This is a genomic window from Streptomyces sp. NPDC008238 (assembly GCF_042956445.1).
Classification (GTDB): Bacteria; Actinomycetota; Actinomycetes; order Streptomycetales; family Streptomycetaceae; genus Actinacidiphila.
Genome location: NZ_JBIBGK010000004.1, coordinates 102,914 through 115,199, shown reverse-complemented (window position 1 = coordinate 115,199; position 12,286 = coordinate 102,914). Strand labels below are relative to the sequence as shown.

Annotated in this window: 13 protein-coding genes and 3 tRNA genes; 9 read left to right on the top strand and 7 right to left on the bottom strand. The window is 74.3% G+C overall.

What is annotated here, in order from left to right:
- Positions 1 to 29: 29 nt before the first annotated feature.
- Together ACFZAU_RS12875 and ACFZAU_RS12870 are read right to left on the bottom strand one after the other, a co-directional pair.
- Positions 30 to 1,484: an FGGY family carbohydrate kinase gene (locus ACFZAU_RS12875; RefSeq protein ID WP_500552162.1), complete on the bottom strand. Its 1,455-nt coding sequence runs from the start codon at positions 1,482 to 1,484 to the stop codon at positions 30 to 32.
- An 86-nt stretch (positions 1,485 to 1,570) separates the two neighbouring features.
- Positions 1,571 to 1,870 (bottom strand): YtxH domain-containing protein, encoded by a 300-nt coding sequence (locus ACFZAU_RS12870; RefSeq protein ID WP_500552161.1) that lies wholly within the window; start codon positions 1,868 to 1,870, stop codon positions 1,571 to 1,573.
- Positions 1,871 to 2,047: 177 nt separating this feature from the next.
- On the opposite strand from ACFZAU_RS12870, the gene ACFZAU_RS12865 reads away from it, so the two are divergent.
- The 3 genes from ACFZAU_RS12865 (at position 2,048) to ACFZAU_RS12855 (ending at position 2,452) form a co-directional block, all read left to right on the top strand.
- Positions 2,048 to 2,120: transfer RNA gene (locus ACFZAU_RS12865), tRNA-Asn, on the top strand.
- Between the two features lie 14 nt (positions 2,121 to 2,134).
- A tRNA-Asn gene (locus ACFZAU_RS12860) sits at positions 2,135 to 2,207 on the top strand.
- A gap of 168 nt (positions 2,208 to 2,375) precedes the next feature.
- Positions 2,376 to 2,452, top strand: a tRNA-Ile gene (locus tag ACFZAU_RS12855).
- Between the two features lie 171 nt (positions 2,453 to 2,623).
- On the opposite strand, the gene ACFZAU_RS12850 is transcribed toward ACFZAU_RS12855, so the two are convergent.
- Complete coding sequence (locus ACFZAU_RS12850; RefSeq protein ID WP_499598783.1) at positions 2,624 to 2,803, bottom strand: hypothetical protein; 180 nt, start codon at positions 2,801 to 2,803, stop codon at positions 2,624 to 2,626.
- Positions 2,800 to 3,006, bottom strand: a complete 207-nt coding sequence (locus ACFZAU_RS12845) for a hypothetical protein (protein ID WP_499598781.1) — start codon at positions 3,004 to 3,006, stop codon at positions 2,800 to 2,802. The genes ACFZAU_RS12850 and ACFZAU_RS12845 overlap by 4 nt, the downstream gene beginning before the upstream one ends.
- Positions 3,007 to 3,146: 140 nt before the next feature.
- Here ACFZAU_RS12845 and ACFZAU_RS12840 point away from each other — a divergent pair, with 140 nt between their 5' ends.
- Positions 3,147 to 3,389 carry a GntR family transcriptional regulator gene (locus tag ACFZAU_RS12840; protein ID WP_499598779.1) on the top strand — a complete coding sequence of 81 codons (243 nt, stop codon included), beginning with the start codon at positions 3,147 to 3,149 and terminating at the stop codon, positions 3,387 to 3,389.
- A 108-nt stretch (positions 3,390 to 3,497) separates the two neighbouring features.
- Here ACFZAU_RS12840 and ACFZAU_RS12835 read toward each other — a convergent pair whose 3' ends face one another.
- Positions 3,498 to 4,751 (bottom strand): glycoside hydrolase family 88 protein, encoded by a 1,254-nt coding sequence (locus ACFZAU_RS12835; RefSeq protein ID WP_500552160.1) that lies wholly within the window; start codon positions 4,749 to 4,751, stop codon positions 3,498 to 3,500.
- A gap of 232 nt (positions 4,752 to 4,983) precedes the next feature.
- Here ACFZAU_RS12835 and ACFZAU_RS12830 point away from each other — a divergent pair, with 232 nt between their 5' ends.
- From ACFZAU_RS12830 to ACFZAU_RS12820, 3 genes are all read left to right on the top strand, one after another.
- A complete protein-coding gene (locus ACFZAU_RS12830) occupies positions 4,984 to 6,297 on the top strand; it encodes an alginate lyase family protein (RefSeq protein ID WP_500552159.1) in 1,314 nt (437 codons plus the stop codon).
- Positions 6,298 to 6,531: 234 nt separating this feature from the next.
- Positions 6,532 to 6,912 carry a hypothetical protein gene (locus tag ACFZAU_RS12825; RefSeq protein WP_500552158.1) on the top strand — a complete coding sequence of 127 codons (381 nt, stop codon included), beginning with the start codon at positions 6,532 to 6,534 and terminating at the stop codon, positions 6,910 to 6,912.
- Positions 6,913 to 6,933: 21 nt separating this feature from the next.
- On the top strand, positions 6,934 to 7,848 hold the full coding sequence (locus ACFZAU_RS12820) for an NmrA family NAD(P)-binding protein (protein ID WP_500552157.1): 915 nt from the start codon (positions 6,934 to 6,936) through the stop codon (positions 7,846 to 7,848).
- 12 nt (positions 7,849 to 7,860) lie between these two features.
- On the opposite strand, the gene ACFZAU_RS12815 is transcribed toward ACFZAU_RS12820, so the two are convergent.
- Positions 7,861 to 8,490: a hypothetical protein gene (locus tag ACFZAU_RS12815; RefSeq protein WP_500552156.1), complete on the bottom strand. Its 630-nt coding sequence runs from the start codon at positions 8,488 to 8,490 to the stop codon at positions 7,861 to 7,863.
- A complete protein-coding gene (locus ACFZAU_RS12810; protein ID WP_500552155.1) occupies positions 8,487 to 10,199 on the bottom strand; it encodes a PHP domain-containing protein in 1,713 nt (570 codons plus the stop codon). The genes ACFZAU_RS12815 and ACFZAU_RS12810 overlap by 4 nt, the downstream gene beginning before the upstream one ends.
- Positions 10,200 to 10,645: 446 nt before the next feature.
- Between ACFZAU_RS12810 and ACFZAU_RS12805 the strand changes: the two genes are divergently transcribed.
- Positions 10,646 to 10,939, top strand: coding sequence for a hypothetical protein (locus tag ACFZAU_RS12805; protein ID WP_500552154.1), 294 nt, complete (start codon positions 10,646 to 10,648; stop codon positions 10,937 to 10,939).
- Positions 10,940 to 11,002: 63 nt separating this feature from the next.
- Positions 11,003 to 12,268 (top strand): cytochrome P450 family protein, encoded by a 1,266-nt coding sequence (locus tag ACFZAU_RS12800; protein WP_500552153.1) that lies wholly within the window; start codon positions 11,003 to 11,005, stop codon positions 12,266 to 12,268.
- Positions 12,269 to 12,286: the final 18 nt, after the last annotated feature.

The following is a 12,286-nucleotide window of genomic DNA, read 5'->3' as shown; positions in this document are numbered from 1 at the left end:
GGTTTACCGGCTCATGGCCGACACCGTGATCAACCCGGGAAGGCCCCCGGATGCGTCTGCTCACGCACCGCGATGTACTGCTGCCGCACCGAGTGCCCGACCGGCCCGTCGTCCGGGCCCGGTTCCACCACGGTGTAGTCCGCCGGGTGCCAGTACGGGGGCTGCTCCGGCGAGGCCGTGCCGTTCACCACACCCAGCGACCAGGCCGCCTGCCGCGCCGCGCCCAGCGCCGCGTACTCGCCCGGCGGCGGCACCACGATCTGCGCGCCCAGCAGCGCCGGGGCCATCGACCGTACGGCGGGCAGGTCGCCCGCCGGGCCCAGCAGGAAGATCCGGCGCACCTCCACCCCGCGCGCCCGCAGCACGTCCAGTGCGTCCGCCAGCCCGCACAGCATCCCCTCGAACGCCGCCCGCGCCAGGTGCTCCGGCTTCATGCTCTCGCGCCGCAGCCCGTGCAGCGTCCCCGCGGTGTGCGGCAGGTCCGGGGTGCGCTCGCCCTCCAGGTACGGCAGCAGCACCAGGCCGTACGAACCCGGCGTGGAGCGCATCGCCAGCTCCGACAGCCCGGCCAGGTCGGTGCCGAGCAACTCGGCCGTACCGCGCAGCACCCGTACCGCGTTGCGGGTGTGCACCACCGGCAGGTGGCGGCCGGTCGCGTCGGCGAAGGAGGTGATCATGCCGGACGGGTCGCTCAGCGCGTGGTGGTGCACCGCGAAGACCGTCCCCGCCGCGCCCAGCGACACCACCGCGTCCCCGGGGCCGACGCCGAGGCCCAGGGCGGCCGCCATGTTGTCCCCGGTGCCGGCCGAGATCAGCAGCCCCTCCGGGGTCCGGCCGGCCGGCTCGGCGGGGGCCAGCACATCGGGCAACTGCACGGGATGGCCGAGCGCGAGTTCCACGAGGTCCGTGCGCCACCGGCCGGTCGCCGCCGACCAGTAGCCCGTGCCCGAGGCGTCGCCGCGGTCCGTCGTACGCCGTTGGGGGCGGCCCATCAGCTGCCACACCAGCCAGTCGTGCGGCAGCAGCACCTGCGCGGTGCGCTGCGCCGAGGCCGGTTCGTGCCGGGCCAGCCAGCGCAGCTTCGCCACCGGGTACGCGGCTTGCGGCACCGCCCCGACCGCCTCCGCCCAGGCGCCGGGACCGCCCAGCTCCTCGGTCAGGTCGGCGGCCTGGATCTGCGCCCGCTTGTCGTTCCACAGCAGTGCGGGCCGCACCAGCGCCCCGCCGGTGTCCAGCGCCAGCATCCCGTGCTGCTGCCCGGAGACCCCGATGGCCTCCACGCCCTCGAGCATCCCGCCCTTGGCGGCCTCGCCCAGCGACAGCAGCCACGCCTCGGGGTCGACCTCGGTCGGCGTCGCGCCGCCCTCGCCGCCCGGCAGGGGGTGCGGGGCGTGCGTCTGACGGAGCACGGCCCCGCTCCCGGTGTCGCACACGACCACCGTCGTGCCGGTGCCCGAGCTGTCGATCCCCGCCACAATCCCCATGCGGGCATCATGCCGCACCCGGCACGTACGGCGGAAAACCGGTCACCCGCACCCGTGCCCTCACCCCCGCCGGTGCGGCCGGGTCGTCAGGTGTTGCTGGTGCCCCAGTCGTCCTCGACGCCCGAGCCGTTGCCGCGCACCCGGCGCAGCCGCTCCGCGACCGCCGGCGGCAGCCGGTCCCCGACCTTGGCGGTCACCACGTCCACGGCCTTCACGGCCGCCCCGCGCCCCGCCTGTCCCGCGGACTCCACGGTGTTCCGCACCGCCGCGTTGTGCGCGATGCGCTGGGCGCTCTTGCGCAGCTGCTCGTACCGGTCGCGGCCGGCCCGCGCCCCGAGCACGTACCCGACGGCGACCCCGCTGATGAACGTCAGCCGGTAGCGCATGGCTCCACCCTCTCCTCGTCTCGGGGCTGTGCTTGGCGCCTACCCTTCGTGGCCTGCGGACAACCACGGAGATACCGGTTGGCGGAGCACCCCCCACCTTGCGCTAATGTATGTGTCGCAGCGAGCGCACGCCGTCCGGGATGCCGGAAACGGGTGCATTCGGTGCAAGCGGAGCGATCCCCTGTAGCTCAATTGGCAGAGCAGCCGGCTGTTAACCGGCAGGTTACTGGTTCGAGTCCAGTCGGGGGAGCTCGCGCTCCTCTATCCCCTGTAGCTCAATTGGCAGAGCAGCCGGCTGTTAACCGGCAGGTTACTGGTTCGAGTCCAGTCGGGGGAGCAGCGGCCAAGGACCCCCTCGGGGGTCCTTTTTCGTACCCCCGGGAACCGATCGTACGGTGATCGCAGTCCACCAGGTGGTGCGTCTGTGACCCGCGAGGGCGACAGATCGTATGAGCAGCTATGCTGCGGCAGACGGCGTGCACGGGATGGTGACGGCGCGCCGTACGGGGCGGTAGCTCAGCCGGTTAGAGCAGCGGACTCATAATCCGTCGGTCGTGGGTTCGAGTCCCACCCGCCCCACCAAGGGCCGTGGGCCCGCAGGTTCAGGACCTGCAGCGGGATAACGAACGAAGCCCCTCCGGGTCACCCGGAGGGGCTTCATCGCTCGTCAGCCGGCGTGCTCCCGGGCCGAGTTGCCGGCCGTTCCGCCCGACGGGCCGTCACCCCGTTCGGCCGCCCGGGGACATGCGGCGGTCAGCGGGGGCCGGTGTGGAGCGGGGCGGGCGCGCGCCGTACGCACGCCTCGGCGTCGGCGCAGAGGACGAGGATGCCGCCCGGGCCCGATCCGGTCTCGACGAGGTGGGAGACGCCGTCCTCGGTGTACGTCCGGCAGCGCGCGCAGGTGCCGGTGACCCGGTCGCCGGTGGTGCTCATCGCGGGCCCTCCCGGTGGCAGGAGCAGCGGCAGCGCGGCGTGACGAGGATGCCCGGGTGGCCGGGCAGCGGGTGGTCGTCCAGTCGCCTGCACTGGCGGTGCAGCTCCTCGTGCTCCGGGCGCTTCGCCAGTTCGCAGTGCTCGGACAGGCGGGCCGCGGCGGCCTCCGCCCCTCGTGCGCGCAGGTGGACACCGTCGTCCATGTCGACCCCTTCCGGCCGGCCGTGCCCCGTCGTCAGCGGGCGCGGGGCTTTCCGTGGCCGACGATACTCCTAGTGCGGGGTAGTACACCACCATATTGTGCGGATCGCGGGCGAGTGGGGTGCATGTCTACGGTGCACTCATGATCGACGAGTGGGCGGAGGACCGACCCAAGTGGGAGCAGATCGCCGACGTGATCCGGGCGCGGATCGCCGACGGGACCTACCCGCCGCGGTCCCGGGTGCCGTCGGTGCAGCAGCTCGTCGCCGACACCGGCGTCGCCGTCGACACCGCGCAGAAGGTCCTGGCGAACCTGCGCGAGGAGGGCGTGATCTACACCGTCCGCGGCCTGGGCTCCTTCGTCGCGGAGCCGGACGAGGGCTGAACCCGGCGGTTCGGACTTCCTCCCCGTCCGCGCGAAGGCGCCCCCGGCCCGGCCGGGGGACCGGCGGGCAGGGGGCGCGTCGTGGGGGAGGCGTCGGCGGACGGGGCGTCAGACCGAGGAGAGGTCGATCGCGCGGTCGGCGTCCGCGGGGCGCAGCACGCGGAGGATGCCCTCCAGGAGGTAGTAGTCGGCGTAGGGGACGGAGACCTCGACGCCGTCCTCGGCCGGGCGGTTGCGGGTGCAGCGGGCGACGACGGCCTGGGCGCGGGTCGAGCGGGTCGTCAGGCAGGTGCGGGAGAGGGCGAGGAGCAGACGCAGGGCGCTGTCGCGGTAGCGCGCCGTGCCGGTGGCCGCGGCCAGGTCGAGCAGGCCGCAGGCCAGGACCGCGCCGGCCGAGGCGTCCTTGACGTCGTTCGGCTGCTGCGGGGCGAGGTAGTCCCAGACCGGTACGTGATCGGGCGTCAGCGCGCCGAGCGAGAAGTCGGCGAGCCTGCGGGCGGTGGCGAGGAAGGCGGGGTCGCCGGTTCGGCGGAACATCGTGGTGAAGCCGTAGACGCCCCAGGCCTGGCCGCGGGACCAGCAGGAGGAGGGGCTGTAGCCCTGCACGGTGTTCGGGCCGAGCGGGGCGCCGGTGGCCGGGTCGAAGTCGAAGACGTGCGGGGATGAGCCGTCGGGGCGGAGGAAGTGGCGCTGGGTCGTGCGCGCGTGCGCGACGGCGACGTCGAGGTAGGCCGGGTCCCCGGTCTGCCGTGCGGCGAAGGCCAGCAGGTCCAGGTTCATCATCGTGTCCATGATCACCCGGCCCGCGTTGTCCGCGCTGCCGAGCGCGCCCCAGGCCCGGATGAAGCGGCCCGCCGAGTTGTACCGCTTGCTCAGGCTGGAGGCCGCCTGCAGCGCTCCGTCGCGCCACTTGGGGTCGCCGGTGAGCCGCCAGGCGGTCACCCAGGACGGGTAGAAGAGGAAGCCGAGGTCGTGCGTGCCGGTGTCGGTGCGCCGGGGGGCGAGCCGGTCGGCGGCGGCGAGGGCGAGGGAGCGGAACTGCGCGTCGCCGCTGTGCAGCCACGCCATCCACAGCGTGCCGGGCCAGAAGCCGCCGACCCAGTCGCCGCCCGCGGAGTAGGTCCACTTCTCGAACTTTGTGATGACGGGGAACGAGGTCACGCCGGGTGCGACGGCGCGCAGCTTCGCCACGGCGTAGTCCGCCGCCTCCCGCAGCGCGCGGAGCGTCGCGGCCGGGTCGTCGGCGTGGGCGGCCGACGTGCCGGACGCGGGGGCCGCGGCCTGTGCCGGGGGTGTGAGCGCGGTGGTCGCCGCGGCGGCGCCGGCGGCGGAGGTCAGCAGGTGACGCCGGGAGATGCCCATGGGTGCCAGCCCTTCGGAGTGGGGGGCGGTTCACGAGGAGGCCACGGGTCAGCGTGGCATGGCTATGACATGTCTGTACACCTACGTGGCGTCAGTTCCTGTACGTGAACGCCGAGTCGGTGACTTTGGCCGGAGGGGCGCTCTTGACGCCCTTCCGGTGCCGCCCTAGGTTCCGGTGGCGCGTTCATGGAGTTGTGCTCTGTTCATGTACACAGACGCAAGGAGAAGAGATATGCGCACCCCCTCGGGCCGGTCCCGGCGCCGCCGCGCAGGCGTCGCCGCCGTCCTCGCGGCCCTTCTCGTCCCGCTGGTCTGCGCCGCCCCCGCCGCGGCCCGGCCGGACGGTCACCACGGCGCGGCCGGCGGCCCCACCGCGGCGCCGCGGACGGTCGTCCTCGACGGGAGGGACCTCGTACGGGCGAAGGCCCGGCTCCGGGACGGTGACCCGCGGGCCCGCCGCGCCCTGCGGGACCTCGTCGTCCAGGCCGACGCGTGGCTGGGGCAGGGCCCGTGGACGGTCGTGGACAAGGACCGCGTCCCGCCCAGCGGCGACCCGCACGACTACTTCAGCCAGGCCCCCTACTGGTGGCCCGGCGCGCCCAGGACCCCGGACAACCCGCAGGGTTGCCCGTACGTGCAGCGCGACGGGGAGCGCAACCCCGAGGTCGACGAACTCACCGACCACGACGAACGGGGCAAGGTCTTCGAGTCGGCCTACGAACTCTCCCTGGCCTGGTACTACACCGGCCGGCGCGCGTACGCGGAGCACGCGGCCCGCATCCTGCGCACCTGGTTCGTCGACCCGGCGACGCGGATGAACCCGAACCTGGGCAACGCCCAGGCGATTCCCTGCCGTTACGACGGACGGGCCATCGGCATCATCGACTTCTCCCAGGGCTTCACCAGCCTCCTCGACGCCACCGCCGTCCTGGACCTGGGCGCCCCCGGCTGGTCGGCGGGCGACCGCGAGGGCATGCGGGCCTGGGAGGACGGCTTCCTCGACTGGCTGCTGGACAGCGACTTCGGCCGGCAGGAGGGCGCCGCCGCCAACAACCACGGCACCTTCCACCACATGCAGGTCGCCGCGCTCGCCGCCGCCACCGGCCGCACCGCGCTCGCCCGGCGGACCGTCAGCGACGCGGGAACCGGGTTGATCGACCCTCAGATCGCTCCCGACGGCGCCCAGCCGCAGGAACTCGCGCGCACCCGCAGCTGGCACTACTCCACCTTCAACCTGGTGGCCTTCACCCGGCTGGCCGCCGTCGGCGAGCACGTCGGCGTCGACCTGTGGCAGCGCACCGGCCCGGGCGGCGCGTCACTGCGGCAGGCCGTCGGCTTCCTGCTGCCGGCCGCCACCGGCGTCGAACCGTGGCCCCATCCGGAGCTGGACTTCCACGCCTACGCCGCCTCCGACCTGGTCCACGCCGCCGCCGACCACGGCGACCGGCGGGCCCGCGCGGCGCTAGCGGACCTGGAGGCGCCCCCGGGCGGCGACCTGTGGACGCTGCGGCCCGCCCCGGAGCAACTGGACGGCATCACGGGCTGAACGGGGACCGGCCAGGGCCCGGAGGTCCTCCGGATGCGCCATCCGGGTGACTGTGATGTGCTGGGTCTGTCGATGACGGCCCGGCACCGTGATGCGGTGCCCCGGGCCCCGGCTATCCCGCCCCTCTCCAGGGGGCCGGTGATCCGCGCTCCCTCGCAGGCACCGTCGTGTGCCCGGTGCCTCGGGAGCGCCGGCACCGGCAGATCCGACCACCCGACCCCCGAGGTGGACCCCATGGCTCTCACGAAGAAGCTCGCCGCCGCCACGGCCGCCGCGCTCGCGGCGGGGGCCCTGGCCCTCGGCGGTGCCGGCACGGCCGTCGCCGAGGACGGCTGCCACGGTCAGGACGGGCAGGGCGGTTCCGCCTCGCACTGCGCGCCGGACGTCTCGGAGTGGTCCACGGCGGACGTCCAGGAGGCGCTGCAGTCCTTCCTGCAGGCGCACCCGGACATCGCGGCCGATCCCCATGTGCAGGCCTTCGCCGCCCTCGCGACGCAGTGGCTGCAGGCGCATCCCGGGATGACGGCCGACCAGTTGACGGCGGCGCTCGGGCCGGTCGTCTCCTGCCTGACGGCGGGCGGCGCACCGCAGTCCTGTGTGACGTCGCAGTCCTGACGGCCCCGGCGGAGCGGTCCTATGTCGCCCGAGGGCCCGATGATCCTCGTGACCGGCGCGGCCGGCAGCGTGGGAGGGGTCGGCCGCACCACCGTCGAGTTGCTGAGGGAACGCGGCTTCCCGGTCCGCGCCTTCGTCCACCGTGAGGACGAGCGGGCGGAGCGGCTGCGGGCCACCGGGGCCGAGGTGTCCACCGGCGACCTGACCCGGACCGCGGACGTCGCGCGGGCCGCGGAGGGCTGCGGCCGGATGTACTTCGGGATGGGTGTGTCGGCCCAGTACCTGCAGGCCGCCGCGACGACGGCGGCCGTGGCCCGCGCCCACGGGGGTCTTGACGTGCTGGTGAACATGTCGCAGATGACGGTCTCCCAGATGGACCTCACCAGTACGACCGAGTCGAAGCAGCAGTGGCAGCAGTGGCTGGCGGAGCAGGTCATGAACTGGTCCGGGGTGCCGGTGTGCCACATCCGGCCGACGGTCTTCATGGAGAACCCGCTCTTCCTCGGGCTCGGCTTCCGCTCGATCACCCGGGACGGCACGATCCGGCTGCCCTTCGGCGACGGGCGGACCTCACCCGTCGCGGCCCGCGACGTGGCCGAGGTGGTCACGGCGGTGCTGACGGACCCGGCGCCGCACGTCGGCCGGGTCCACGAGCTGACCGGTGCGGAGTCCCGCGACATGACCGCGATCGCGGCCGAGTTCACCGAGGTGCTGGGCCGGAAGGTCGGCTACGTCGACGTGCCGTACGAGGAGTGGCTCCCGGAACTGGACGCCCTGGGGCTCCCCGACCACGTGCGGCAGCACATCGCCACCATGGCCCGCCTGCACGCGGCGAACCGCTACGACCGCGCCACCGACGACATCGCGCGGATCCTGGGCAGACCGGCCCACGGCGTCGCGGAGCTGGTCCGGGAGCACCCCGAGGTGTTCGGCTGACGTCCGCCGCCGTCAGTGGTCCGCGCAGCAGGGCGTCGGGTTGGGCACCTCGAACGGGGCGAGCCGTCCGCCGACCGCGGGGACCAGCGGCAGGACCAGCTCGCCCGCGCGCCACTCGGGGCGGACGTGTCCGCTGGTGAGGATCTCCGCGGACGGCGCGGGCCGCTCGTCCGCGGGGGAGCCGAGCACGACGAGCCGGGTGATCGGGGTGCGGTCCAGCAGTTCGGCCACGGTGACCGTGCCCGTGAGGCCGTCGACGCCCGGGTACACCACCGCCCGGCCCGCGGTGCGTGCCGCGGCCTCGGCGGCGGCGCCGGCCGCCGCCTCGGCCAGGGCGGCCGGGCCGTGGCTGCGGCCGGCCAGGAAGACGCCGAGGCCGGCCGTGGCCTCACCGGCGCCGGTCCCGTCCGCGCCCGTCCCCTCCGCCTCCGTGAGCAGGTGCCACGCCGCCTTGGCGACGGCGGGATCCGCCGTCGCCAGCGAGAGGGCCGTGTGCGGATCACCGTCGCGTACCAGGTGCGTGCACGCGACGGTGCCGGCGGGGAGGCCGAGCCGGTCCACCAGGTGGTGGACCAGGTGGTCGGCCTCCCTCAGGCCCGGGGAACCGGCGTCGACGCCGAGGACCGTGGGGGCCGTCGTCACGCGGGCAGCACCCAGATCGGGTTGGAGTAGAACCACAGGTCCTTCCACGGGTCGGCGTCGCCCAGGACGTCGATCGCCGGACCCGCCGGGTCCACCGCGGCACCGTTGATGCCGACCGCGCCGCGGTTGCCGTCCGTACCGCGCAGGCGGACGTAGAGCGGCTTGTCGACGCGGCCCAGGGAGTACGTCAGCCGCACCGCACCCGTCGAGCGGTTGACCTCGAAGGACTTCACGACCCTGGTGTCCGGGGTGGCGAAGGTGTCCTTGTCGGAGACCCGGCCGGTGACCGCGCCGCGGATCACGTCCACGCGGGCCAGCTTCGGCACGAACTGGGCCCAGTTGGGGCCGTTCGCCAGGTCGATGTCGACGACGAGGTCGACCTTGTCGCCGCGGCGCACCCGCAGCATGCCGCCGAGCGTCTCCTCGCGCCCGCCGGAGCGCAGCCGCGCGTCGAGACCGCTGATCAGCCCGCCGTGGTCGACCCAGACGCGGCCCTCGCGGATGCCGTCCATGACCGCGCGGTACGAGAAGCCGTCCGCCCCGACGTGGGTGCAGCTGTACTGGCCGGGCCAGAAGTCGCCGTCGGTCAGGCTGAGGCCGCCGCCGTAGACCGGGTCGTCGTAGTGGCCCTGGGTGGCGAAGTCGCCGCCGCCGCGGACCGCGGTGTCGGCGTAGACGTTGTGCGCGTCGGAGTTGGCGGTGATCCACCAGGGCTTGCCCTCGGCGAGGAGGCTGTCCCACAGGCCGCCGACGGTCGCGGTCATCCAGTCGAAGCCGCCCCAGGTGCGGTAGCTCTCCAGCGGGTAGCCGGCCCAGGACTGGGCGCTCGGGCTGCTGTCGTAGAACCCGCGGCCCGAGCCGGGGCCCTGCGGCGCGGGCAGGCCGGCGGCCTGGTGGCCGGGCGCGCCCTCCATGCCGACCGCGATGGCGGGCTGCGCGTCGCGCCAGGCGCGGATCTCGTGCGGGGAGTCCAGGCCCTTGCGCGCCGGGTGGTTGGCGAGGAACAGCGCGTCCTGCACCTTCTTGCGGCGGACGGCGTCGGCGAGGAAGTCCAGACCCGCGATGGCCAGCGCCTCGTTGGCCGGGGTGGGCGCGGTGGCGGCCTTGACCGAGCCGTCGAAGGAGTTCTCGAACTCCTTCAGCACGGCGACCTCGTTGCGGCCGGGGTGGACGAAGACCGTGCCGTGCTCGGCGGCCGGGATGTTCCACTCCAGGCCCTGGAAGACCAGGGTGTCGGAGACCTCGTCACGGGCCGCGACGATGTGCGGGTTGACCTTGTCCACGCCGATCTTGGCGTGCTGCTCGCTGCCGTGGTCGGTGATGACCATCCAGTCCAGGCCGTTGGCGTTGGCGTGACGGACGTGGTCGATGACGCGGTACTTGGCGTCGGAGCTGAACTGGGTGTGGATGTGGTGGTCGCCGGCCAGCCACAGGTAGCGACCGGAGTTCGAGCCGCCGTGTCCCTGGTGGCCGTGCGAGGAGGAGCCGTGGGCGGCGGCCTGGCCGGCGCCGGCGAGCACGCTGCCCGCGGCCAGCCCGGCGCCCAGCAGCCCGGTGCGGCGCAGCATGGAGCGCCGGGACAGCTGGGCGGGGGTCAGTTCCCCGTCCGGGACGGAGAGGTCGAGCGCGGGCGGCAGGGACTCCGTGCCGTCGCCGTGGTGGTCGTGCCCGTGGGTGTGGTCGTGCCCGTGGTGATGGCCGTGGCCCATGATCCGCTCCTAGCCCTCCGTGAGGGCGCCGGTCCGCGCTGACTTGGGGCGTGCGTCAGGAGAGCCTGCGGAGGCCGGATGAACGTCCCGGGCCACGAAGGTGGACACCACCGGGACGCGACATGTGGTCTGGGACACAGGGAACGGAGCTGATCGCTCCACCGCGGCGCGGCGCCGGCCGACGGCTGGACCGGCGTGCAGCCCTACGGGGGACGGTAGTTGGGCGTACGGGCCGCTGCCGCGGGGCACTGCGCCGGCCGACCAACCGCCGCCGTGCGCCACGAGGCCGGCGAGCCCTCGGGGCAGCACCGCGCCGCGGCCGCCGCCGGTCGCGGTTCGTCCGTGGGACACCGGCTGCCGTCCGGCCGTTCACCGGGAGTTCCCCCGCCTGTCCGGCTCCTGCGTCATCCGTGCGCCCTCGTTCCGGCGTGATCAAGGAAGTCCGCATGGCCCAGCTGCCCGACCTCAGGCCCGATTCCGCCGTGAAGCCCGACCGATGGGCCCAGTTCCGGGGGCTCTCCCCGTGGCAGGCCGGGGGTACGTTCCTTCCGCTGGTGCTGATCGTCTTCGGCGGGCTCCTCGGCGGACTCGCCGGGGGAGCGGCCACGATGATCAACCTGAAGATCGCCCGTTCCGGGATGGCTCCCGCGGTGCAGGCGCTGGCCATGGTGGGCGTCGTCCTCGGCGCCGCGATCACCTACCTCGTGGCCGCCGCTCTCCTTTCCGCGGCGCTCGGTTAGGGGCCCGTCGAGGCGGCCGCAGGGGCGGACGAAGCGCCACGAGCCGCCTCTTAAGGTGGGGGCATGGCCTCCTCCACTTCGCCGAACGCCGTGCCGAACGCCGTGCCGAACCCCGCGCCGGACGCCGTTCCGGACACAACGCCGCCCGGGCAGGCTCCCGTCGGCCCCGCCGAGCTGATCGCCGACCCCTACGGGGCGTACGGCAGGCTCCGCGAGGCCGGCCCCGTCCATCGCGTCACCGGCACCGACGGACGCCCCGCCTGGGTGGTCACCCGGTACGAGGACGTGCGCCAGGCGCTCGGCGACCCGCTGCTGTCCCTGGACAAGCGCAACGCCCTGCCCGGCAACTACTCCGGGTTCGCGCTGCCGCCCGCGCTCGACGCCAACCTGCTGAACATGGACCCGCCCGACCACACCCGCATCCGGCGCCTGGTCGCGCAGGCGTTCACCCCGCGCCGCGTCGCGGACCTGCGCGAGCCCGTCCGCCGGACCGCCGCCGAGCTCCTGGACGCCGTCGCACCCGAGGGCCGCGCGGAGCTGATCGCCGCCTACGCCGTGCCGCTGCCGATCCGGGTGATCTGCGACCTGCTGGGCGTCGCCCCCGGCGACCGCCGCGACTTCCGGGGCTGGACGGACGCCCTGGTCGCGCCGGACCCGTCGCGCCCCGCCGCGGCGAAGGAGGCGGTCGCCGCGATGCTCGGGTACTTCGCGCAGCTCATCGCGCGCAAGCGCGCGCACCCCGAGGACGACCTGCTCTCGGCGATGATCGCGGCCCGCGACGACGGCGACCGGCTCAGCGAGGACGAGCTGATGTCGCTGACCTTCCTCGTCCTGTTCGCCGGTTACGAGAACACCGTGCAGCTCATCGGCAACGCCGTCCTGGCGCTGCTGACGCACCCCGCACAGCTGGCGGCCCTGCGGGCCGAGCCGGGCAGGGCCGCGGCGGCGGTAGAGGAGCTGACCCGCTGGGACGGGCCGGCGCCGCTGGCCATCCGGCGCTTCCCGCTGGAGGACGTCACCATCGGCGGCGTCACGATCCCGGCGGGCGAGACGGTGCTGCTGTCACTGGCCGCGGCCAACCGCGACCCCGCCCGTTTCGCCGAGCCCGACCTGCTCGCCCTCGACCGCACCGACACCGCGCACCTCGGCCTCGGGCACGGCATCCACTACTGCCTCGGCGCGCCCCTGGCCCGGCTGGAGACCGAGATCGCGCTCACCGAGCTGCTGGCCAGGTTCCCCGGGCTGGCCCTCGACGCGGACCCCGCGGAGCTGCGGTGGCGCCCCTCCCTGCGCACCCGGGGCCTGATCGCCCTCCCGGTCCGCTTCTGACCCGCGGTACGGGGCCGG